18 protein-coding genes are annotated in these 20,941 nt (G+C 58.9%); 11 read left to right on the forward strand and 7 right to left on the reverse strand.

The window, feature by feature from the left end; translation table 11 throughout:
* Positions 1 to 198: 198 nt before the first annotated feature.
* Positions 199 to 690, reverse strand: a complete 492-nt coding sequence (locus tag IQ22_RS16705; protein WP_145144060.1) for a 2-thiouracil desulfurase family protein — start codon at positions 688 to 690, stop codon at positions 199 to 201.
* Positions 691 to 1,329: a 2OG-Fe(II) oxygenase gene (locus tag IQ22_RS16710; protein ID WP_145144062.1), complete on the reverse strand. Its 639-nt coding sequence runs from the start codon at positions 1,327 to 1,329 to the stop codon at positions 691 to 693.
* Between the two features lie 215 nt (positions 1,330 to 1,544).
* Between IQ22_RS16710 and IQ22_RS16715 the strand changes: the two genes are divergently transcribed.
* Positions 1,545 to 2,282, forward strand: coding sequence for a DUF2059 domain-containing protein (locus IQ22_RS16715; protein WP_145144064.1), 738 nt, complete (start codon positions 1,545 to 1,547; stop codon positions 2,280 to 2,282).
* 4 nt (positions 2,283 to 2,286) lie between these two features.
* Here IQ22_RS16715 and bipL read toward each other — a convergent pair whose 3' ends face one another.
* A complete protein-coding gene (gene bipL / locus IQ22_RS16720; RefSeq protein WP_145144067.1) occupies positions 2,287 to 3,231 on the reverse strand; it encodes a phospholipase BipL in 945 nt (314 codons plus the stop codon).
* Between the two features lie 131 nt (positions 3,232 to 3,362).
* On the opposite strand from bipL, the gene IQ22_RS16725 reads away from it, so the two are divergent.
* The 5 genes from IQ22_RS16725 to IQ22_RS16745 all read left to right on the forward strand — a co-directional run bounded on the left by IQ22_RS16725 (position 3,363) and on the right by IQ22_RS16745 (position 8,835).
* Positions 3,363 to 3,932, forward strand: coding sequence for a DUF6436 domain-containing protein (locus IQ22_RS16725; RefSeq protein ID WP_145144070.1), 570 nt, complete (start codon positions 3,363 to 3,365; stop codon positions 3,930 to 3,932).
* Positions 3,933 to 4,145: 213 nt separating this feature from the next.
* A complete protein-coding gene (locus IQ22_RS16730) occupies positions 4,146 to 4,613 on the forward strand; it encodes a MarR family winged helix-turn-helix transcriptional regulator (protein WP_145144072.1) in 468 nt (155 codons plus the stop codon).
* Between the two features lie 7 nt (positions 4,614 to 4,620).
* On the forward strand, positions 4,621 to 6,087 hold the full coding sequence (locus tag IQ22_RS16735) for an efflux transporter outer membrane subunit (RefSeq protein ID WP_145144074.1): 1,467 nt from the start codon (positions 4,621 to 4,623) through the stop codon (positions 6,085 to 6,087).
* An 11-nt stretch (positions 6,088 to 6,098) separates the two neighbouring features.
* Entirely contained in the window at positions 6,099 to 7,301 is a 1,203-nt protein-coding gene (locus IQ22_RS16740) for an HlyD/EmrA/EmrK family protein (RefSeq protein ID WP_145144076.1), read from the forward strand.
* A gap of 10 nt (positions 7,302 to 7,311) precedes the next feature.
* The gene (locus IQ22_RS16745) at positions 7,312 to 8,835 is read left to right on the forward strand and encodes a DHA2 family efflux MFS transporter permease subunit (protein ID WP_145144369.1); all 1,524 of its coding nucleotides are present in this window, start codon (positions 7,312 to 7,314) and stop codon (positions 8,833 to 8,835) included.
* A 108-nt stretch (positions 8,836 to 8,943) separates the two neighbouring features.
* Here the strand turns inward: IQ22_RS16745 and IQ22_RS16750 are convergent, their stop codons facing one another.
* The gene (locus IQ22_RS16750; protein WP_145144078.1) at positions 8,944 to 9,330 is read right to left on the reverse strand and encodes an MAPEG family protein; all 387 of its coding nucleotides are present in this window, start codon (positions 9,328 to 9,330) and stop codon (positions 8,944 to 8,946) included.
* A 255-nt stretch (positions 9,331 to 9,585) separates the two neighbouring features.
* Here IQ22_RS16750 and IQ22_RS16755 point away from each other — a divergent pair, with 255 nt between their 5' ends.
* Positions 9,586 to 10,854: a cation:proton antiporter gene (locus IQ22_RS16755; protein WP_145144081.1), complete on the forward strand. Its 1,269-nt coding sequence runs from the start codon at positions 9,586 to 9,588 to the stop codon at positions 10,852 to 10,854.
* A 449-nt stretch (positions 10,855 to 11,303) separates the two neighbouring features.
* Positions 11,304 to 12,839: a succinyl-CoA:acetate CoA-transferase ScpC gene (locus IQ22_RS16760; protein ID WP_145144083.1), complete on the forward strand. Its 1,536-nt coding sequence runs from the start codon at positions 11,304 to 11,306 to the stop codon at positions 12,837 to 12,839.
* Positions 12,840 to 12,916: 77 nt separating this feature from the next.
* Here the strand turns inward: IQ22_RS16760 and IQ22_RS16765 are convergent, their stop codons facing one another.
* On the reverse strand, positions 12,917 to 13,432 hold the full coding sequence (locus IQ22_RS16765) for a dihydrofolate reductase (RefSeq protein WP_145144085.1): 516 nt from the start codon (positions 13,430 to 13,432) through the stop codon (positions 12,917 to 12,919).
* Positions 13,433 to 13,537: 105 nt separating this feature from the next.
* Between IQ22_RS16765 and IQ22_RS16770 the strand changes: the two genes are divergently transcribed.
* Positions 13,538 to 14,935: a DUF2868 domain-containing protein gene (locus IQ22_RS16770; RefSeq protein WP_145144088.1), complete on the forward strand. Its 1,398-nt coding sequence runs from the start codon at positions 13,538 to 13,540 to the stop codon at positions 14,933 to 14,935.
* A gap of 42 nt (positions 14,936 to 14,977) precedes the next feature.
* The gene (locus tag IQ22_RS16775) at positions 14,978 to 16,357 is read left to right on the forward strand and encodes a DUF3482 domain-containing protein (RefSeq protein WP_145144090.1); all 1,380 of its coding nucleotides are present in this window, start codon (positions 14,978 to 14,980) and stop codon (positions 16,355 to 16,357) included.
* Positions 16,358 to 16,370: 13 nt separating this feature from the next.
* Here IQ22_RS16775 and IQ22_RS16780 read toward each other — a convergent pair whose 3' ends face one another.
* Positions 16,371 to 17,318, reverse strand: a complete 948-nt coding sequence (locus IQ22_RS16780; RefSeq protein ID WP_145144092.1) for a LysR family transcriptional regulator — start codon at positions 17,316 to 17,318, stop codon at positions 16,371 to 16,373.
* A 347-nt stretch (positions 17,319 to 17,665) separates the two neighbouring features.
* Here IQ22_RS16780 and IQ22_RS16785 point away from each other — a divergent pair, with 347 nt between their 5' ends.
* Positions 17,666 to 19,870: an FUSC family protein gene (locus IQ22_RS16785; RefSeq protein WP_244309236.1), complete on the forward strand. Its 2,205-nt coding sequence runs from the start codon at positions 17,666 to 17,668 to the stop codon at positions 19,868 to 19,870.
* A 20-nt stretch (positions 19,871 to 19,890) separates the two neighbouring features.
* Here the strand turns inward: IQ22_RS16785 and IQ22_RS16790 are convergent, their stop codons facing one another.
* Complete coding sequence (locus tag IQ22_RS16790) at positions 19,891 to 20,781, reverse strand: DMT family transporter (RefSeq protein WP_145144093.1); 891 nt, start codon at positions 20,779 to 20,781, stop codon at positions 19,891 to 19,893.
* Positions 20,782 to 20,941: the final 160 nt, after the last annotated feature.

Genomic DNA, 20,941 nt, shown 5'->3' on the forward strand with positions numbered 1-20,941 from the left:
CCGCTGAAGATGATGCCTTCGTCACGCAGACGATCTTTTATTTATAGCAGCTGAGATCCGGATGTGGCTGGCGGATGCCTCGGAAGAACCGGCGGATGGTTTGAAGCAGTTGATGCGTCGTGTCTCGCTGCTTGTTTTTGGGCTTTCTGCCAAGACACATCGGTAACGCGTCAAGTAAAAGGCCACCGAAAAACCGTCTTAGAGAGCTTCCAGCTGCTGGAGAAACTCAACCGCCTTGGCTAGTTCTTCCTCATTGAACACGGCAACTCCTGCCTGCCGCAGAGCCGCAGCCGTTACGCCTTCGCCCGGCACCTTGCGCCCAGAAAAGGTGCCGTCGTAGTTTTCTTGGTTACCACAGGAAGGGCTGCGCGCCTTGAGAACGGCCATACGAATGTTATGACGCTCCACTAGCGCGACGGCCTCCGCTGCACCGGCTATAAAAGCGGCCGTCACGTCTTCACCTGTGTTGGTAATGACTGGTTGCAGACCTTGCAGTACGGTAACGCCCTGCCCGCCTGGGATTTCTGCAGGTGCCCTAGGTGTAGGCAATCCTCCTGCGACTTCAGGACAAAGCGCGATGACACGGCCTTCGGCCTGCCAAGTGCCGAGCAGGTCGAACGGGCCATGGGCTCCGCCGTCATACCGGACGCGATGCCCTAGCAGACAGCGGCTGACCAGGATCTTTTGCATTTACAGCACATTCTCCAAAACGTTTTCACCACGTCGACGAAACCAACCGGTCAGTGACATCCGCTCGCGTGTTGCTGGCAAGACCTCATGGGGCATTTCACCGGACATGAAACAGACAAGACTCCCTCCAGTAGGCAACACATCGCGCTTCTCTCCATTCGGCAGGTGCAGGCGCAGGGCTCCGCCATGCTCGGGCAGCCATACATCATTAAGATAGAGCACGAGCGAAATCACACGCCGGTCATCATCGCGAAAACGGTCAACATGTGTTGCATAGAACGCACCCGGCGGATACAGGGCAAAATGGCTTTCGTAATCTTCGAGCCCCAGGAACAGTCCCTGGTTGAATGCCAGCCGCAGCGCATCCATCAAATCCAGATAGCGAGTCAGGGCCGGCTCGGTCTCATCTCCTTCCAGCCAGGCAATGTGATCACCACGTACACCCTCGCGGATAACCTGCGCTTCACCCCGCCCGATGGCCGCTGGTGCCAACAGACCATTGTCGGATCGCCGGCGGCACTCTTGCGCCAGTTCGTGAGTCAGATCGTCCGGCAGAAAAATGCGCTGATGCGACCAGCCAACATCGGCCAGATCATCGACGATACGTTGTAAAAGAGGATGATCGGAGCGAATGGACATATGAATTCCTGCGAGAAATCGCAACGAGATAAACCAGCATAGATGAGCGTGTTGCCAGCGCAGCGGCATTGTAATGGAGTCGCTGAGAGAACTGCTTAGGTTTATGTAGCCGACGAAGCGACTTTGTACAGCCTCGACAGCCGTGACATAGCTCACCACAATATTGTTCTTTTCCGATACGCCGTAGGTTCGAGCGTGTCCTTTCAGGAGTGTTCATGCGCGTTTTCATTGCTTTCGTACTGCTGGTATTCGGTCTTCCAGCACTGGCAGACAATTACCAAGCCCTCTATCAGGCTGCCGGCTGGCCGGAGCAACGCGGTCACTTCCGTGATGCCCTTCAGGCAGCACAACAACGTTATCAGAACAGCCTACCACCAGCGCTGTACCAGACCCTGGTGGACAACAGTAATCGCCGCTTTACCGCCGAAGCCATCGATCAACGTGCCATTGGTCAGTTACGCCTGAGCCTGCCGGAGGTCGATCCGGCCCTGCAATTCTTTCAGTCCCCGGTGGGCCGCAAGGTAGTCGCGGCTGAGGTCAGCGCCACACGCAGCGATCAAATCGCCCGCAGCAGCAGTGGTTTACCTAAGGTACAGGCCAGCCCGGAACGGCTTACTCAAATCAGGCGTCTTGCCAGTGCCATTCCCGCCCGCGAAGCGGGAGCCGAGGTCAGCATGGCTCTGGCCGGGCTGGCAGCCGATAGTCTGAGCCAAATGCTGCCGGGCTTGCTGGGCCAAGCTCAAGGTATGATCGGCCAGCAGCGTGAGCGCATCATGCAGCAAATGAACAACGGTGATCTGGAAAATACTCTGTTGTATGTCTACCGCGGCCTGACGGATGCCGAGCTAGGCCAATTTGCCGACTTTGCTAGCTCGCCTCAGGGCACGCTGTATTACCAAGCCGCCCTGGCTGCCTTAAAGGCTGGGCTGGGCTCAGGCAGCGAAACGCTGTAACCTGCTACGCCAGCCGATCGCTTAAAAAAGCGAAATAACGCTGGCGCAGCGCTTCTGTCTCGTTGACCAGATGGTGCCGCGCCTCCGGCAGGCGCAGTACTTCGGGACGATCAAACTTATCTTCCAAGACCCCAAGGTTATACCGCCAGTCGACGGTATAATCCTGTTCGCCCTGCACGATGATAGGCCGCCGCGTACTTTTCGGAGCCCGCTCGATCATTGGAATCCAGCGCGCCAGGGCCCCTACCCAGCGGCTGGGCAGTTCACGGGGCTGAAGCAAGTCGTGCTGCTGTAAGAAGGTTAGAAACTCCGCATCGCCGGAATTTTCCGAGAACCGCCGCGGTAACGCCTTGATGAAAGGTCCCACCAACCGGTAGGTCAGGTGCGAGGTGCGCCAACCATACGGACGTACCAAGGGCGCCAGCAACAAGGTCTCGCCAAGTTCAGGCGCAGGCTCACCGTTGAGCAGATAATCGAGCAGGATCGCCCCACCCGTACTTTGGCCAAGCACGTGCCAGGGCCTCGGAAGATCTAGCCGTCGAGCCTGATCGAACAATGCCCTGAGCACCGCCTGGTATTCAGCGAAGTCATCGATACTGGCCCGCGGGCCACTGGATAAACCATGTCCCGGCAGATCGCATGCCAGCACGGCAAACCCCATTGACAGAGCCCAATCGACCGCATGCCGGTATAACCCCATGTGATCGTAATAACCATGCATCATCAACACGGTGGCACGCGGCTGCGCAGGCCACCAGCCTTGCATCACAACCTCGTAGCAGTCCACAGTCACACGCCCCAGACGTGTCTCGATACCAGGATGGCGGCAGTGCAAATCAAGACCATAAAATGCCTGGTAGGCCTGCATGGCGGGCAACGGATCAGCAGCCTCCCGGCATAGGGGAGACAGGCACTGGCGTAAATGATCAGGATGAAACGGCGTAGTCATGGTCTTCTCGGACATACTAGGGGCAGACCTCATTTACGAAGCGCTACCGTAACGCTTGGACACGTTATGATGTTCTGCCTTGCATTGTCCCATGGCAAGCTATCCATTTACTTTTCCAGCGACACCTGCCTATGCCTTCTCGTCGAATGACCATCCTGTTCTGCCTTTTCACATTTCTCATCATCGTGGGTATAGGGGTCTCCTACTGGTGGTTCGAACTGCGTTACCTGCGCTCGTTTGGTGAGCAAACGGCCCTGTTCGACGGCAGCCAACTGCAACTGCCCCAGGAATTGGCCGGACCCGGCCCGATCCGGCTCGTGCACTTCTGGGACCCAGACTGCCCTTGTAACGAAGGCAACCAGCAGCATCTGAGAAACCTTACAGCGCGTTATGGCGACCGTAACGTGGAGTTTTATAGTGTGCAGAAACCTGGCAGCACGGGCGAGCTACCCACCATGCTACAAGGGCGCCTCAAGGCCCTTCCAACCATTCCAGGTGCGGAAACCCTGCCTGCCAGCCCAGCGGTCGCTATCTGGGACAGTACCGGCAAACTGGCCTATGTCGGCCCCTACAGCGAGGGCATGATCTGTACGGCTGGCAATAGTTTTGTCGAACCCATTCTTGAAGCGCTTTCCTCAGGCCGTAAGGTCGAAGCGATTAACACCTTATCCGTTGGATGTTATTGCGGCTGGAACTCTTAACCCCAAAGGCTGCATGCATGAGGTATGCAGCCTTTCTCTCCATTGATCCTTCCTCTTTCCAATAAAGCCTCGCCTCTAGCAAAGCGCTCTTTCGTTTTGGCACTTCTCATCATTGTTACGTTCTGAGCAATACATTTATTACTAAATGTATCTAAATGAATTACTGCCTGGGCAGTAACATAGAGAAACATTGCTGCCTAGACAGATACTGCCATGCCACATTTCAACCATGATGACTTTCCACTGTATCAATCGGTGGGCCATCTCATTCATCTGACCAACGCCTTGAAAGATCGCTTGCTCGATAAACATCTCGAGTCCCATGGCATTACGTCAGCCCAATTCAAGGTGCTTCTGCTGCTCTCCCGCGACGATGTGAACACGCCGGTCGGCCTATGCCGCTGCCTGTCTCTGGATAGCGGAGCTATGACACGCATGCTGGATCGGCTGGAAGGCAAGTATTTGATCACCCGTGTGCGCAGCACAACAGATCGCCGTCAGGTGCGGCTGGAGCTGACCGAGCAGGGACGCAGCCTGAGCCAACTGATTCCACAGATTGCCGCCGACGCCCTGAATGACTTGACCGGGGCGCTAAGCAGTACCGAGTTACGTGAATTCGAGCGGCTATTGCGCAAGGTTCTGACGCCAGCCGGCCTGCTACCGCCAATTCCAGGAGAGTAATGACTTCATGAAGCTCCGATTTTCTCTAACTGCCCTTACCCTGGCGCTGACCCTAGCCGGCTGTGTATCTCCGCGCGGGCTTCACACCGAAGGTCAGGCGCTTGATGCTACACATTTGCACAGTGAGAAAACGCTGGCTGGTACGACGTTATCGCCAGCTGCCTGGCCCCAAAGCGACTGGTGGAACAGCCTCGGCGACTCCCAACTCGATAGCCTGATCCGTGAGGCCCTGCAATCAAGCCCCGACCTGCAGGTAGCCGATGCCCGCTCTCGTCAGGCCAGTGCCGCCGTTGTGGCCGCCAATGCCGCACGCCAGCCTACCGTAGACGGTAACGCCTCGGTAACCCGATCCCGCTTGTCCCGGGTCAATGATCCAGTAGGCCTTGGCGACCGCTATAGCACGCTGCGTGAGTTATCGATCGGTGGTAGCTACACCTTTGATATCTGGGGCGGGCAACGTGATGCCTGGGAAGCGGCAGTTGGCCGTGCCCGTGCCAGCGAAGTGGACCGCAAGGCCGCTGAGCTGACCGTGGCGGCCAACGTGTCCCGCGCCTACAACCAGCTGGGTCAGGCCTATGTCCTTAGTGACTTGGCGGAGCAGGACCTAAAACGGACCCGCGCTATGCTCAACCTGGCTCAGCGCCGGGTCGAGGCCGGCCTGGACAGCGAGTTCCAACTGCAACAGACCCAGAGTCTCGAAGCGGCAGCCCAGGCGCAGTACACCGCTGCCCGACAGCAGGTAGACAGTGCCCAGATCCGACTTGCTGTCTTGCTGGGTAAAGGCCCTGACCGTGGCGGAGAAATTGCCCGCCCGCATCTCATTGCGCCCAAGGCCGTCAGCTTGCCCAGCCAGCTTCCGGCTGACCTACTAGGTCGCCGCCCCGATCTGATAGCCGCCCGTTGGCGGGTCGAAGCCGCGTCGAAAGATATCGAGGCCACCAAAACCACGTTTTATCCAAACCTCAATCTGGTCACCGAGGCAGGCACTCAGTCGCTTTTGGGTGATGCGCTGTTAGGCGCCCCCAGCCGCTTTTTCAATATAGGGCCGGCCCTGTCGCTACCGATCTTTGACGGTGGCCGCCGGCGGGCCGATCTGGCGAGTCGCAACGCAGACTATGACTTGGCCGTGGCGCAGTACAACCAGACGCTGGTAAAGGCGCTGGGCGATATCAGCGAAAGCCTTTCCAACCTGCACTCGCTGGACCAGCAGATCCAGGAACAGCAGCGCGCCCGAGACATCGCCCAAGCTTCATTTGATATTGCCATGCAGCTTTACGGCGCCGGCATCGGCAACTACCTCGATGCGCTTAGCGTCGAGCAGCAGTTATTCCAGGCCGAACGCCAGCTGGCCAGTCTTGCCGCCCAGCGCGTAGACAACGCCATTCTGCTGATGCAGGCCCTGGGTGGCGGCTTCGCCCCTTCTTCCAGCATGCCGCCGGCTCTTTCAGGTCCGCGTGCCGTCAATGATCGTTGAGATACAGAATCATGGCTGAATCAAACGTACAAACCGCTACTACTTCCCAAGAACCACCGCGCTCTGGTAAGCGCAGGCTATTTCTGCTGCTGCTTTTGTTGGTCGTTGTACTCGGCGCGGTGGGTGTCTATGCCTATCACATCCTGTACGGACGTTTTCACGAAGGCACCGACGACGCCTACGTGAACGGTAATGTCGTTCAGATCATGCCGCAGGTTACCGGTACGGTCATAAGCATCGCGGCAGACGACGGCGATCTGGTTCATGAAGGCCAGGCGCTCGTCCAGCTCGACCCGAGCGACACGGAAGTGGCTCTGCAAAGCGCCGAAGCCAACCTCGCCAAAACCGTGCGTCAGGTTCGTGGTCTCTACAGCAATGTGGATGGTTACAAGGCTCAGGTAGCTGCACGCAAGGTAGAGCTGGAGCGTGCTCGCGCCGACTATCAACGGCGTCAGGCTCTGGCTAAAAGTGGAGCGATTTCCCAGGAAGAACTGTCCCATGCTCGCGACACGCTCAATGCCGCACAAAGCGCCATGACCACAGCCGAGCAGCAGTTGAATACCAGTCGTGCCCTGGTGGACGACACTGTGATCGCCTCGCACCCGGATGTGAAAGCAGCGGCTTCGCAGGTGCGCCAGGCCTACCTGAACAACGTCCGGAGTACCCTGGTAGCGCCCGTGACAGGCTATGTCGCGCAGCGTTCAGTCCAGGTGGGCAGCCGCGTACAACCCGGTACGCCGCTGATGGCTGTAGTTCCGTTGGAGCAAATCTGGGTTGATGCCAACTTCAAGGAAACCCAGCTGCGCGACATGCGTATCGGCCAACCTGTCGAGGTTCATGCGGACCTGTACGGCGATGATGTGCTTTATCATGGCACCGTGGAAAGCCTGGGCGTGGGCACCGGTAGCGCCTTCTCGCTCCTGCCGGCCCAGAATGCCAGCGGTAACTGGATCAAGATCGTCCAGCGCCTGCCGGTCCGCATTCGGTTGAAGGACGACTCACTGCAAACGCACCCGCTGCGCATTGGCCTGTCGATGAACGTCGATGTGGACCTGCATAACCAGGACGGCCCGGTACTGGCACAAAAACCACTGCAACAGCCTCGCTATTCGACCGACGTCTATACCCGGCAGCTGGCCCAGGCCGACGAGCTGATCGAGCATCTGATTCATGAGAATGGCCCGGCCGCGCGTGACGCGATCACCAAGCGCTGAGGCATTTCCCATGACTGATAATGCCTTTCGCCCGGCGAGCCTTGTGCTCGCCACGATCGGTCTGTCACTGGCCACCTTTATGCAGGTGTTGGACACGACCATCGCCAACGTGGCCCTGACGACTATTTCCGGTAACCTCGGCGTAAGCTCTGAGCAGGGTACGTGGGTTATTACTTCGTTCGCGGTCAGTAACGCCATTGCCCTGCCGCTGACGGGCTGGATGGCCCGACGCTTCGGTGAGGTGAAACTGTTTCTTGCCGCTGTTGTGCTGTTTGTTATTACCTCCTTCCTGTGCGGGATTGCTCAATCCATGCCGCAGCTGGTGTTTTTCCGCGCACTGCAGGGATTCGTGGCCGGGCCGCTCTACCCCATGGCGCAAACGTTATTGCTGTCGATTTTTCCGACCGCCAAACGCGGCATGGCGCTGGCATTACTGGCCATGGTCACCGTCGTAGCGCCCATCGTCGGCCCTATCTCCGGGGGCTGGATCACCGATAACTACACCTGGCCGTGGATATTTTTTATCAACGTGCCGATTGGTATCTTCGCCACGCTGGTGGTCTGGGCACAACTGCACAAGAAGCCCGAGCAGATTGTTCGTCAGCCGATCGACTACGTGGGCCTGACCCTGCTTGTCATCGGCGTAGGCGCGTTGCAGATCGTGTTGGACAAGGGCAATGACCTGGACTGGTTCGAGTCGAACTTCATCATCATCGGCAGCTTGATTGCAGTCATTGCCCTGACCGCCTGTGTAATCTGGGAGCTGACCGACAAGCACCCCATCGTGAACCTGCGGCTGTTCAAATACCGAAACTTCACCTTTGGGACACTGGCGCTGGTACTAGGGTATTCAGGCTTCTTTGGTATCAACCTGCTCCTGCCGCAGTGGTTGCAGACGCAGCTAGGCTATACGCCTGTCTGGGCCGGTCTGGCCGCAGCCCCCATGGGTATTCTGCCGCTGTTCTTGTCACCTCTGGTCGGCCGCTTCGCCCATAAAACGGACCTGCGTCTACTGGCGGGAGGATCGTTTCTCATCATCGGCGCTTCGTGCTTTATGCGGGCAACCTTCAACACCGAGGTCGACTATCGGCACATTGCCGAGGTGCAGATGTTCATGGGGCTGGGGATTGCACTGTTCTTTATGCCGACAACCAGCATTCTGCTCTCCAGCTTGCCGCCCAAGGACATCGCGGACGGCTCGGGGCTGGCAACCTTTCTACGGGTGCTTGGAGGCAGCTTCGCTTCGTCGTTGACGACCTGGATCTGGGCCCGGCGCGCCACGTTCCACCATGCCCAACTGACTGAACACGTGACCGCCTACGACCCGGCAACACGGGATTACCTCTCGATGCTGGGCGGCCCTTCGCAGACAGCGTATGCGCAAATTGACCGGGTGGTGGAAGGACAGGCGTACATGCTTTCCACCATGGACTACTTCACGCTGCTTGGCTGGATGTTCATGGGCCTGTTTCTCATCATCTGGCTAGCCAGGCCCCCTTTTGGTGCCAAGGGCGCCGGTGGCGGTGGACACTGACTCAAGACACCCGAGACCCGAGCGCTTAGCGCTGCGGTCTCGGGATAGCCAGCGCCACCAGACTATAGAGCCTGACTTGTGCGACGCGCCTTTCACACGCCACCCAGGTCAGACAGCGGCGAAAAACAGGATCACGATACACAGCATGCCAAACGCCCAGACCTTGGAGCGTTGGCTGGCGCGGTCCTTGATATAGAGCCAGGTATAAACGATCCGGCTGATCACGAACAGAAAGGCAAAAAGATTGATCGTGCCCTGGGCAGCCCCACCCGTCACATGGGCCACGATAACCGCGGCGGCGAAAAGCGGCGTGATCTCAAAGGCGTTCTGCTGTGCCGCATGGGCACGGCCACGAGGCCCCTTGAGTCCGGCCAGAAAGGCGCGTGGCTCGCGGTTGTTCTCCGGCGTGAATCCGCCACCGGTGAATTTGGCATAGCTCGCAGCGGCGTAAGGGATGAGATAAGCGAAGAGAATGCACCAGTAACCGAACGTCATGACAGCTCCTTTGGTATCGAAGGTCCAGAGACCGCCAAGCCAGGAATACAACCAAAAGCACGTACCCGACCTGAAGCGAAAGCTCTCCTATAACGTAGCGGCCTCTCGGCCAAACGTCGACGCGTGCCGTCTGTTCCTGCAATCACATCCACTTTTCCGCTGTAACTTTTTACGCCTGCTGTCACTCAATAATGGAACGTTCGTGCCATCGAAGCGCCACGTCTCCATTGGCTTCTACTGCAAAAAGGACTCCTCATGCTTGAGCTTGCAGCTGTCTTCATCTGCTTCACTGCGCTGCTGACCTATGTGAATTACCGGTTCGTAGGTCTGCCGCCCACCATTGGAGTGATGGTCATCGCCCTGGTGTTCAGCGTGCTCTTGCAGATCGCTTCTTGGCTGGGCTTCCCCCTGCTGGAGGAAAGCATTGAACGCCTGATCCAACGGATCGACTTCAATGAATTGCTCATGAACTGGATGCTATCGTTCCTGCTGTTTGCCGGTGCGCTGCATGTGGACTTTTCGGAGCTGCGCAACTACCGCTGGCCGATCGGGCTGCTGGCTACTGTAGGCGTACTGTTTTCGACTGCGCTGATTGGCGGGGCCGCCTACTGGATTCTGCCGCTGCTCGGCTGGCAGGTGGACCTGCTCTATTGTCTACTTTTTGGTGCGCTTATTTCACCCACGGACCCTATCGCCGTATTGGGTATTCTGCGTTCGGTGGGAGCGCCCAAATCGTTGGAAATCACCATTGTTGGCGAGTCGCTGTTCAATGATGGCGTCGCCGTCGTGGTCTTCACCGTGCTACTCGGCATCTTGGTTTCTGGCACCACGCCCTCAACGGGCGAAGCCGTCCTATTGTTTGCCGAGGAGGCGCTGGGCGGTGTCCTGCTGGGTGCGGTAATCGGCTATGTCACCTATCATCTGCTCAAAAGCATTGATCAGTATCAGATTGAAGTTCTGCTGACCCTTGCACTGGTGATCGGCGGCACAGCACTGGCGCCTCACCTACACGTCTCCGGACCTATTTCAATGGTCGTGGCCGGTCTCATCATTGGTAACCGGGGACGGCAGCGGGCTATGTCGGACATTACCCGCCAGTACGTAGATGGCTTCTGGGAGCTTATCGATGAAATCCTCAATGCTCTGCTTTTTGTGCTGATTGGTATGGAGCTGCTGCTTCTGCCCGTTTCTGGCTCCCATCTGGTAGCAGCCCTGACCCTGGCAGTCGTCATTCTGCTCATCCGCTGCCTGAGCGTTACGCCGGTTGTATTCATGAGCTCCCGCTGGAGGCACGTGGCCAAGGGTACGATGGGAATCCTGACCTGGGGTGCCCTGCGGGGGGGAATCTCAGTGGCGCTGGCCCTGTCGCTGCCGGTCAGCCCTGAGCGTGATCTGGTGCTGACGCTCACCTATATTATCGTGCTGCTTTCCATTCTGTTGCAGGGCCTGACAATTGGCCGCCTCATACGCCGCGTGACCGGTGCAACAACATCCGAACGGAGTACCACTGGTCACGAACACTGATATCACCGCTCATCCAGCAGCTCTTCGAGCGCTGAAGGGCTGCCGGTTTGTCGCCCAGTATTGAGCCAGGTCAAAGGCCCGAGTGCCTATCCTGAGGAAAGATAAGGTGTATCAAGCGCCTGCCCTAACAATCAGAAGCCCTCTGACTGACCGATGATGCGCTCTATCCGGGTACTTATGAGAGCTCTTTCCGGCAGTGCCCGTATTGACGTAATCGCTATAGTTGGCACGGTCGCACACAGCGCGCCCGTCCCGTTTCATAAGCATTATCAACGTCACCAGATTGATTAAAGTGAGGCATCCAGTCGCATTCAGGTCCCGATTGAGGTAAAAGAATACGACCTATTGATTAGGGAACTATCGACCGTTTTGGTCTACTGTGCCTGCCGATCCGTTCTGCGTACCGTGGCGCAGGACGTGCTTCAACTCTTGCTGTGAGGTTTCGTCTGATGAGTGATCGCATCCGCCACCCCGCGTTCGCTGCGCGGCGCATGTCCGCTGAACAAGCGGCCCGTCATATTCGTCATGATATGACGGTTGGTATGAGCGGCTTTACCGGTGCGGGGTACCCCAAGGCCATTCCGGGCGCGCTTGCCCAGCACATCACCGATGCCCACGGCCGGGGTGAGCCGTTTCGTATTCGTGTTCTGACCGGCGCTTCCACCGCGCCGGAACTGGACGGTGCGTTGGCGCGGGTCGACGGCATCGAATTGCGCGTCCCGTTCCAGTCCGACCCGGAGCTGCGCAGCCGCATCAACGCCGGTAAGTTGGACTACATGGATATCCACTTGGGTCAACTGGCGGAAAAGGTCCGCTACGGGTTCTTTGGCAAGATCGACGTGGCCGTGATCGAGGTTAGTGCCATCCGCGAAGACGGTAGCCTCGTGCCCTCCTCTTCGGTCGGCAATAACAAGACCTGGCTGGACATGGCCGATGCGGTGATCCTCGAAGTGAACCGTTGGCAACCAGACGCCCTTGATGGCATGCACGATATTTTCTACGACACGGCCCTGCCCCCTTACCGCAGCCCCATTCCACTGACCCATCCGGGTGAGCGTGTCGGCGACCCCTACCTGCAGGTGCCGCTGGAAAAAGTCATCGCTGTGGTCGAGACCGATGCGCCGGACCGCAACAGCCCCTTCAAGGCGCCCGATGCCACGTCCAAGGCAATTGCCGAGCACCTGATCGACTTCCTGCGTTTTGAAGTGCGCCAGGGCCGTATTCCGGCCAACCTACTGCCGATCCAGTCTGGCGTGGGTAACATCGCCAACGCTTTTATGCAGGGCTTGGGCGAGAGCGAATTCACCGGGCTGACCGCTTTCACCGAAGTGATTCAGGACGGCATGCTGGAATTGATTATCAGCGGCAAGATGGATCTGGCGGCAGCTACGTCGTTTTCATTGAGCCCGGTGGGTATCGAGCGCTTCCTGGAGCACGCCGATGTCCTGCGCGACAAGATCATTCTGCGTCAGCAAGGCGTGAGCAACCATCCCGAACTCGTCCGCCGCCTGGGCTGTATTGCCCTGAATGGCATGATCGAGGCGGATATCTATGGCAATGTGAACTCGACGCACCTGATGGGTACGCAGATGATGAATGGCATTGGCGGCTCGGGGGATTTCGCCCGTAACGCCTATCTGTCGGTCTTCATGGCACCTAGTACGGCTAAAAATGGCCTGATCTCTACTATTGTACCGATGGTCAGCCATGTTGATCACACCGAGCATGATGTATCGGTAATCGTGACGGACCAGGGTCTGGCCGACTTACGCATGCTCAGCCCGCGCCAGCGCGCCAAGGTGATCGTAGAAAAATGCGTGCACCCAAGCTACCGCGACATGCTGGCCGACTATATCGAGCGTGCCACTGCCACCAGCTACGGCAAGCATACGCCGCACCTGCTGCCGGAGGCTCTGTCGTGGCATGAGCGGTATCTTGTTACTGGCAGCATGTTTGGGCCTGAGGCGACCCAGGCAAAAGACTGATCGCTTACGATACGACGCACTACGGTACGTGTAGTGCGTCTTCAACCGTTATGTCTCGCCCTTTAACCCGTTGTGCGTTATGCCTTGCGTTCCCAGACTTCCAGGGCATACGCCGGGCGACCATCTTCCGCAGCATGCTCGTCACGGGAGACACGCTGCCACTGCTGCTCGTCCCAAGCCGGGAAGTACACATCGCCTTCCGGTTCGAGCGCCACGCGGGTCAGGTAGAAGCGGTCAGCTACAGGCAACGCCTCGATAAAGAGCTGCGCGCCACCGATCAGCATGACTTCGCTGGCACCCTGCGCCTGTGCCCAGGCGTCGGCACGGGCTACGGCCTCGTCCAGCGAGGTAAAGGTTTCGGCACCTTCGAGCGTCAGGTCGGTCTGACGGCTAACGACCAGGTTCAAACGCCCAGGCAAGGGCCGCCCAAGCGAGTCCCAGGTCTTGCGCCCCATGATCACCGGCTTGCCTAGCGTCACGGCCTTGAAGTATTTGAGTTCTGCCGGCAGATGCCAGGGCAGGCGATTTTCATGGCCGATCACACCGTTGTCGGCGACCGCCACGATTAAGCTGAGAGGAAGTATCTTGTTCATAGCCGCGCAGCATAGCAGAGGCTAAATCGCTTGCCAGTGGCTTGCCCGTTAACAGGTTGGAGGGCTGCCGTTATCCTCCACGCATTCCCAGGACGAGTGTAACGCGTGACCGACCCTACCCTATCCCATACTGCCCCTACGCTGGACGATCTCTGGCTTACCGAAGCCGTACGCCTGACCGAAGAAGAAACCGGCCCATTGGACGATGCTGAGGCCAACCGCCGTGCCCGCGCAACCGGAGGTTCGTTCCTGCAGCGGCTCCTGCTTCGTGCCCACCTGCTTGGCCAGCGTGACGGCCTGCTCGAAGCCCGTCGGCACTGGCGGCAGGGCGCCAATCTGTCCTTGTGGCTGCTGCTCCTGCTGGCATTGCTTTCCGGAGCGGGCCTGGGCTTTGGCGCGTTGGGCGATGGCCTGCGCCCGGTCAATGTCTTCTGGGCGTTGGGCAGCCTGCTGGGGCTGCATCTGCTCACCCTACTCCTCTGGCTACTGGGCTTTCTGGGCGGCGGTCGCCACGCCAGTGTACTGGGCCGCCTGTGGCTGTGGCTGGCCGGTAAGCTCGCACGGGATGCACGCGCCGTTCATCTGGGGCCGGCCCTGATCGTTTTATTGGGCCGACAACGGTTGGTCCGCTGGGGCCTGGGAATGATTGTTCATGGACTTTGGCTGGTCGCGCTGCTGGCCGCGCTGGGAGTCGTACTCGCCCTGCTCTCTGCCCGCAGCTATAGCTTTATCTGGGAAACCACCATCCTTGGTAGCAACACGTTTGTCAGACTGACCCAGATTCTCGGTGTTCTTCCCGGTCTACTTGGCTTTCCTACACCAGACGTAGAAACCATTCGTGCCAGCGGTAATATCGCACAGGGCCTGGAGGCGGCTCGTCAGGCCTGGGCGGGTTGGCTGATGGGTGTGCTGGTGGTGTACGGCCTCTTTCCCCGAGCCGTGCTGCTGGCCTTGTGCAGCTGGCAGTGGCAGCGCGGCCGTCATCGCCTGACCTTGGACCTTGATCAGCCTGGCTACGTCCTGCTACGGGAGCGCTTGATGCCTACCAGTGAGCGCCTGGGCGTAAACGATGCCGCACCGGAGCTTTTACCCGAACCCGTCGGCGGCAACCTTGCCCTGGCCAGCGAAGCTGCCGTGCTGGTCGCCATCGAACTGGACGATAGCCAACCCTGGCCGCCCGTTCTGCCTGAACGTATCGTCGATGCGGGTGTGCTCGACGATGGTCAGCAGCGCCGTCGTCTTCTGGAGCAATTGACCCGCTATCCACCGGTTCGTCTGGTTATCGCCTGCGATCCTCGCCGATCACCTGACCGCGGAACGCTGTCGTTGATCGGTGAACTGGCCCGCTGCGCCGGTACTACCCGTGCCTGGCTCTTGCCTGCACCTAACGGTGAAACCCTCGACCCGGATCGCCTGGATGACTGGCAACAGGGCCTCGACCGCCTGGGCCTGTTTCATGGCGAACACTCGCCTCTGGACTGGCTGGAGACCGGCCATGAGTAAGACACCGGACGTTATCCGGATCGACTGCAGAGGGAACACATGATGACCCAGCCGCTGATACTTGCCGTGGTGGGCCACACCAATGTTGGCAAGACCTCGCTGCTGCGCACCCTGACACGGGACGTGGGGTTTGGCGAGGTCTCCCATCGTGCCAGCACCACGCGGCATGTAGAGGGAGTACGCCTTTCAGTAGACGGCGAGGCGTTGATCGAACTCTATGACACGCCCGGCCTGGAAGATGCCATTGCCCTGCGTGACTACCTGGAGCAACTGGATCGTCCCGGCGAGCGGCTGGATGGTCCGGCGCGGCTGGAGCGCTTTTTCGAAACCGTCGAGGCACGCAACCGCTTCGAACAGGAGGCCAAGGTGTTGCGACAACTACGGGTATCGGACGCTGGCCTGTACGTCATTGACGCCCGCGAGCCGGTACTAGCCAAGTACAAGGATGAACTCGCCGTGCTAGCCAGCTGCGGCAGGCCGCTCCTGCCCGTACTAAACTTTGTCGCCTCCCCCTCGCACCGTGAAGAGGAATGGCGCGCCGCCTTGGCACGGCTGGGCCTGCATGCCCTGGTGCGCTTCGACAGCGTAGCGCCGCCCGAGGATGGTGAGCGGCGTCTGTATGAAAGCCTGGCACTGCTGATCGAGCCTGCCCGTCCGCGCCTAGAACGTCTAATCGCCGACCATGAGGCGCAAGCGGTTGCCCGCCAGCACAGCGCCGCCTTATTGATTGCCGACTTGCTGATCGACGGCGCCGCCTGTCGCCATGTAGTGCCGCCGGAAGACGAAGCCGTCAAGGCCGCGACCCAGCGATTACGGGACGCTCTTCGCCAGCGCGAGCAACGCTGCGTGGAGGAGTTGCTCAAGCTCTACGGCTTTCGTCCGGGCGATGCCCGCGCCGCTGACCTCCCCTTGCTGGACGGCCGCTGGGGCGACGACTTGTTCAACCCGGAAACCCTGCGCCTGCTTGGAATTCGCCTGGGTGGCGGTGTGGCGGCAGGCGCGGCGGCGGGCGCAGGTATCGATCTGCTGGCCGGTGGCCTGATGCTGGGCGCGGCAACCGCCCTCGGCGCCCTGGCCGGCGGTCTGCTCCAAACCGGCGGCCATTACGGCCAGCGCCTGCTCAGCAAACTGCGCGGCCAACGCGAGTTGACCGTGGACGACGCCGTACTGCGCCTGCTGGCTCTACGGCAAAGGCAACTGCTCAAGGCTCTTAATGCTCGCGGCCATGCGGCGATAAAAACCATTGAAGTGGACACGCCACAGGATCAACGCTGGCGCGAGGGCAAGCTTCCCCCTGCGCTGAACCATGCCCGTGCTCATCCGGAGTGGTCATCGCTCAATGGCTCGCACAAACTGCGCGACAGCGCACGCCGTGAACATGTCGAAGCCCTGGCGGAACGGCTCTTGGAAGAGACTGAGTAAAGGCCTATATCTCTTAGCCGCTACGCGCCTCGCACAGCTCCCGGACCATCCGCTCATCGGCCTTGAGCAACCCTGGCAAGGTCTCGCGCAAGAAGTCCACCAGCGTACGGATCTTGGCATCAAGGTATTGCCGTGAGGGATACAGGGCATAGACATTCAGAGGATACAGGCTGTAGCCGGGCAAAACCTGCCGCAGGCTACCATCTTTGAGCCCTTTCACCGCCGCGTAGATAGGCAGCGCACCGATGCCCATACCCGACACAATGGCCTCGGTCAGCGCATCAGCCGTGTTTACCTGGAACAAGGTCTGGTTGATAGTGATCAGCTCCTCTCCCTTCGGCCCCTGCAGCAGCCACTTGTCGAGCGACATGGCCTTGTTGACCAGCCGCAGGCACCGGTGTTTGTGCAGAGCGGTTGTCGTCCGGGGCTCACCGTAGCGATCCAGATACGTAGGCGATGCGCAGAGAACGCTGTAAGTGCTGCCCAGGTGCTTGGAGAAATAGCCGGAATCTTTTAGCTGCGAGGCCAGAATCACCGAGACGTCATAACCGTCCTCCAGGATATCCGTAAAGGTATTACTCAGGCGCAGGTCGAAATTCACGTCCGGATACTGCTCGCAGTAACGGGCAATGGTCTTGATCAGGTAATGCTGGCCCAAGCCGGTCATGGTGTGAAGCTTGAGCTTGCCCATGGGGCGCGAGTGAGCATGCCGGGCTTCGGCCTCGGCATCCTGGATATAGGCAAAGATCTGCTGGCAACGCTGCAAATAGCGCTCACCGGCCTCGGTCAGCGCAATACGCCGGGTGGTTCGATGTAGCAGGCGAGTCTGCAGGTGGGTTTCCAGATTGGTGACCGCTCGGGAGACGTAGGCGGTGGTCAGTTCCAGACGCTGGGCGGCAGCTGTAAAGCTGCCAGTTTCGACGACGCACATAAAAGCGCGCATGTTGAACAGGTTGTCCATAGTACTCCTCTCAGGCGAAGCGATTCTGGCATACCTACCCCTCCTTCGATTACTCGCTTTTTAGTTAATAATGAATCGTTATTTTCCTGCTTATTCCGGCGGTGGCAGCTTCATAGAATGGTGACGCTCGTTCGAGCTGATGACCTTTGAGTATGCCGCTGTGCAGCAGCCCTTCCAAACCGCCTTTTCCCTACTTCCGCCTTTTCCCATTTTGCGCTTGTGCTGGCAGGCAGCAGTAACGCTATCGCTCCAGCCCAAACCCGGCCCAGTTATCCCGACGTAATCCTGCTGGCGTCTTTACCCCTCTCGAATTGTTTGCCTGCGCCTGAATAAGCGTTGAGGTCATTGTGCGTGTGATATCGCTGTTCAACCGATTGCCCAGCCGAAAAGCCTTGCGTCGCGGCCTACGTGAATGGAGCCGCACAGACGGCCTGACCTGGGCCTTTATCTTCAAAGTATTACTAACCGCCCTGCTGGCCTTGTGGCTCGCCTACCGGCTCGAGCTGCCTCAACCCAGTACCGTACTGGTCACAGTGTTTATCGTCATGCAACCCCAGAGCGGACAGGTGCTGGCTAAAAGCTTCTACCGCATCCTTGGCACGCTCGTGGGGCTAAGCGTCATGGTGCTGATCATTGCCCTGTTCGCCCAGGAACGCATCCTGCTGCTTGCCTCACTGGCCGTCTGGGTCGGCCTCTGCACAGCAGGCGCGGCCCGTTATCGCGACTTTCGCGGCTATGCCTTTTTGCTGGCGGGCTATACGGCCAGCCTGATTGGCCTGCCCACCACGAGCCATCCGGAAAATGCCTTCATGCAGGCGCTATGGCGCGTACTGGAGATCAGCCTGGGCATCTGTTGCAGCGGTATGGTCAGCGCGGTCGTCCTGCCGCAAACGACGCGCACCGTTCTGCACAATACCTTGTCCCTACGTTTTCGTGACTTTGCGCGCATGGCTCATGACGGCCTTAGTGGACGTCTATCCACCGAGCAATTCGAAGCCCTGGCCGCTCGCTTCGCTGCCGAGTCGGTCGGCTTCGAAAACCTGCGTAGCGCCAGCGCGTTCGAAGACCCGCACCTGCGCCAGCGAAGCGGCCGTCTGGCGTCGTTAGGCAGCCGCTTTATGCTGCTCAACACGCGCTTTCATGCCTTGCATCAATTGTTGAACCGCCTCCAGACACGACCTTATGTACTGGACACGCTCGCACCGTGCCTGGACGAAATCACCGCTTTGCTCGTGCCGCTGCGCGACCGACTGCCTATCGAAGCGGATGCGGCCCGCCTAGCACAGCGGCTGGCCGAGCGCAGAGAGCCTCTGATGCAGAGTATTCGTACGGCACGCGAACAGCTGACGCAGGCACAGCTTTCCGTAGAAGATTTGCTGGATTTCAATACCGCAGCGGAACTGCTCTACCGCTTCGCCGATGACCTGCACGGCTATGCCTCAGCCTACGCGACCCTGCACGGCCCTCGCCCCGCCAAAACACCAGAACCGGAGAGCTTCACGCCAATAGCCAACCGCATCGCAGCGGCAGTTACCGGGCTGCGCAGTGCGTTGGTTGTAGGCGTGCTGGGCCTGTTCTGGATCGAAACGGCCTGGCCGAGCGGCGACAGCTGCGCCCTGGCAGCAGTACTCATTTCTGCTTTGTCGTCTACATCGTCCAATCCCAGACGGTATTGCCTTCAGCTATCGGTCGGCACCTTGGGCGGTGCGCTCGCAGGTTTTGTCCTGGTATTTTTTGTCCTGCCACAAGTAAACGGGTTTGCCTTACTGTTTTACGCCCTATCGCCGGTATTCATCCTGGGTGCCTTTCTAATTACCCGCCCGCTCTGGGCCGGCTATGGCACAGGCCTGATGGTCTGGTTCTGCTCCGCTGCATTGCCGGGCAATATGCCGATATACGATGCCAGCGTCTTCCTTAATCAGTACCTGGCTTATTTGCTGGCCGCTTTCGTGGCAGCCGTGGCCGCGGCGGTTCTTATGCCGCCCAACCGCCCCTGGATGTGGCGCCGCCTGGAGCAAGACTTGCGCCTGCGGGTGGTTCAGGCCATTAGCGGTAAGCTGAAGGGGCTGAGTTCGGGCTTTGATAGCGGCACACGCGATTTACTTAACCAGGCGTACGTTCTGTCAACCGGCCATACCGTAGTACAACGTCAGTTCTTGCGCTGGATGTTTCTAGTGTTGGAAGTAGGTCATGCCATTATCGAGCTTCGCCATGAGCAGGAGAATCTGCCCAACCATCCTTGTTATCTTGAATCACGCGCTTGGCGTCAAGCCATCCGTGCCATGGGCCGCGCGCTGATCCGCCTGTTTATTCAGCCGGGCCCGAAACACCTCGAGCGTGCCCTCAGGGCAGTGGATTATGCAATCAATAGTGCCCAGGACGCTCGAATCCATCAGGAGCCCAACGCCGGTCACTTCGATCATTCGCCGCTACGGCGGGTATGCAGTTACCTGCATTTCATTCGAACCTCACTGCTCGACCCGAACTCACCTTTAGCCCGGCACCAGCGAGGACGCCTGGCGGAACGCTCGGCTCGGCTGGATGAGTTGTAATGTTGCTGTATGTGAGCTACTTATCCCCCCTGGCGCAACCGCGTAGCCCACAGTGCCGCGGCGACAATCAGCAAACCGCCTATCCAGGCCAGGGTATTTAGCGATTCGTCCAGCCACAGCACCGCGAACAACGCGCCGAACAAGGGCTCGGAGCCCATCAGCAGCGATACCCGGCTCGGGCTGGTATGGCGAATCGCATGGTTCTGCGCCACGAATGCAAACAGGGTACAGAACAGCACCAGATACCCCATGATCAGCCAGAACGCCAGAGCAGTCGGCAGCGGAGGCAGACCGGCAGGCAAACTAAAGGCCACGCCCAAACAGCCCAGCCCAACGACAGCCGTCTGCGCGGCCGTCAATGCCAACGCCGGAACAGCGCGGTCACGCATCAGCCGCTTAGTTAGACACATGGACAGGGCGCGCAGGCCGGCAGCTGCCACCATCAAGGCATCGCCCTGATTGAACTTAAACTCAGCTGACTCACCACTCGTCAACAGCCACGTCCCGATTAGAGAGACCATGGCTGCGAAAAAAGCGCCGTTCGACGGGCGACGGCGCAACATCCACCATTCCACGAGTGGTGTGAAGACTACGAACAGACTGATCAGGAAAGCCGCATTTGTGGCAGTCGTCAACGCCACGCCAAACGTCTCACACAAAAAGATCGCCAGCAGCATCAGCCCGAGCGGCAGCCCTGGTACCAGTGCCTTACGCCCGTCTCCACGCAGCTTTGGTAGCAGAAGCAGCGACGTCAGGCAGAAGCGGATCGCTAGAAACCCTAATACCGGATAGAACAGCAAGCCGTACTTGACCATGCTGTAACTGGAGCCCCAAAGAATGGCCACCAGTAGAAGAACCAGATCGGCCATCCACACGGGATAAGTCGCTTGTCGCCAGAATACGTTGATCATTAGAGCCTCCATGCATAAGCCCACCAGCCCAGTATGGCCAGCTCATCCTGTTTGGATAACCCGTGATGCCAGCACAACATTTGTTCCTTAATCGCATAAATGGTCTCTTTTTGATATGGCACTTGTGAATCGCAAGCTACTATGCGCTATTCATTGAATG

Origin of the sequence: Pseudomonas duriflava, assembly GCF_007830155.1 — a bacterium.
In the GTDB taxonomy this organism is placed as follows: Bacteria; Pseudomonadota; Gammaproteobacteria; order Pseudomonadales; family Pseudomonadaceae; genus Chryseomonas; species Chryseomonas duriflava.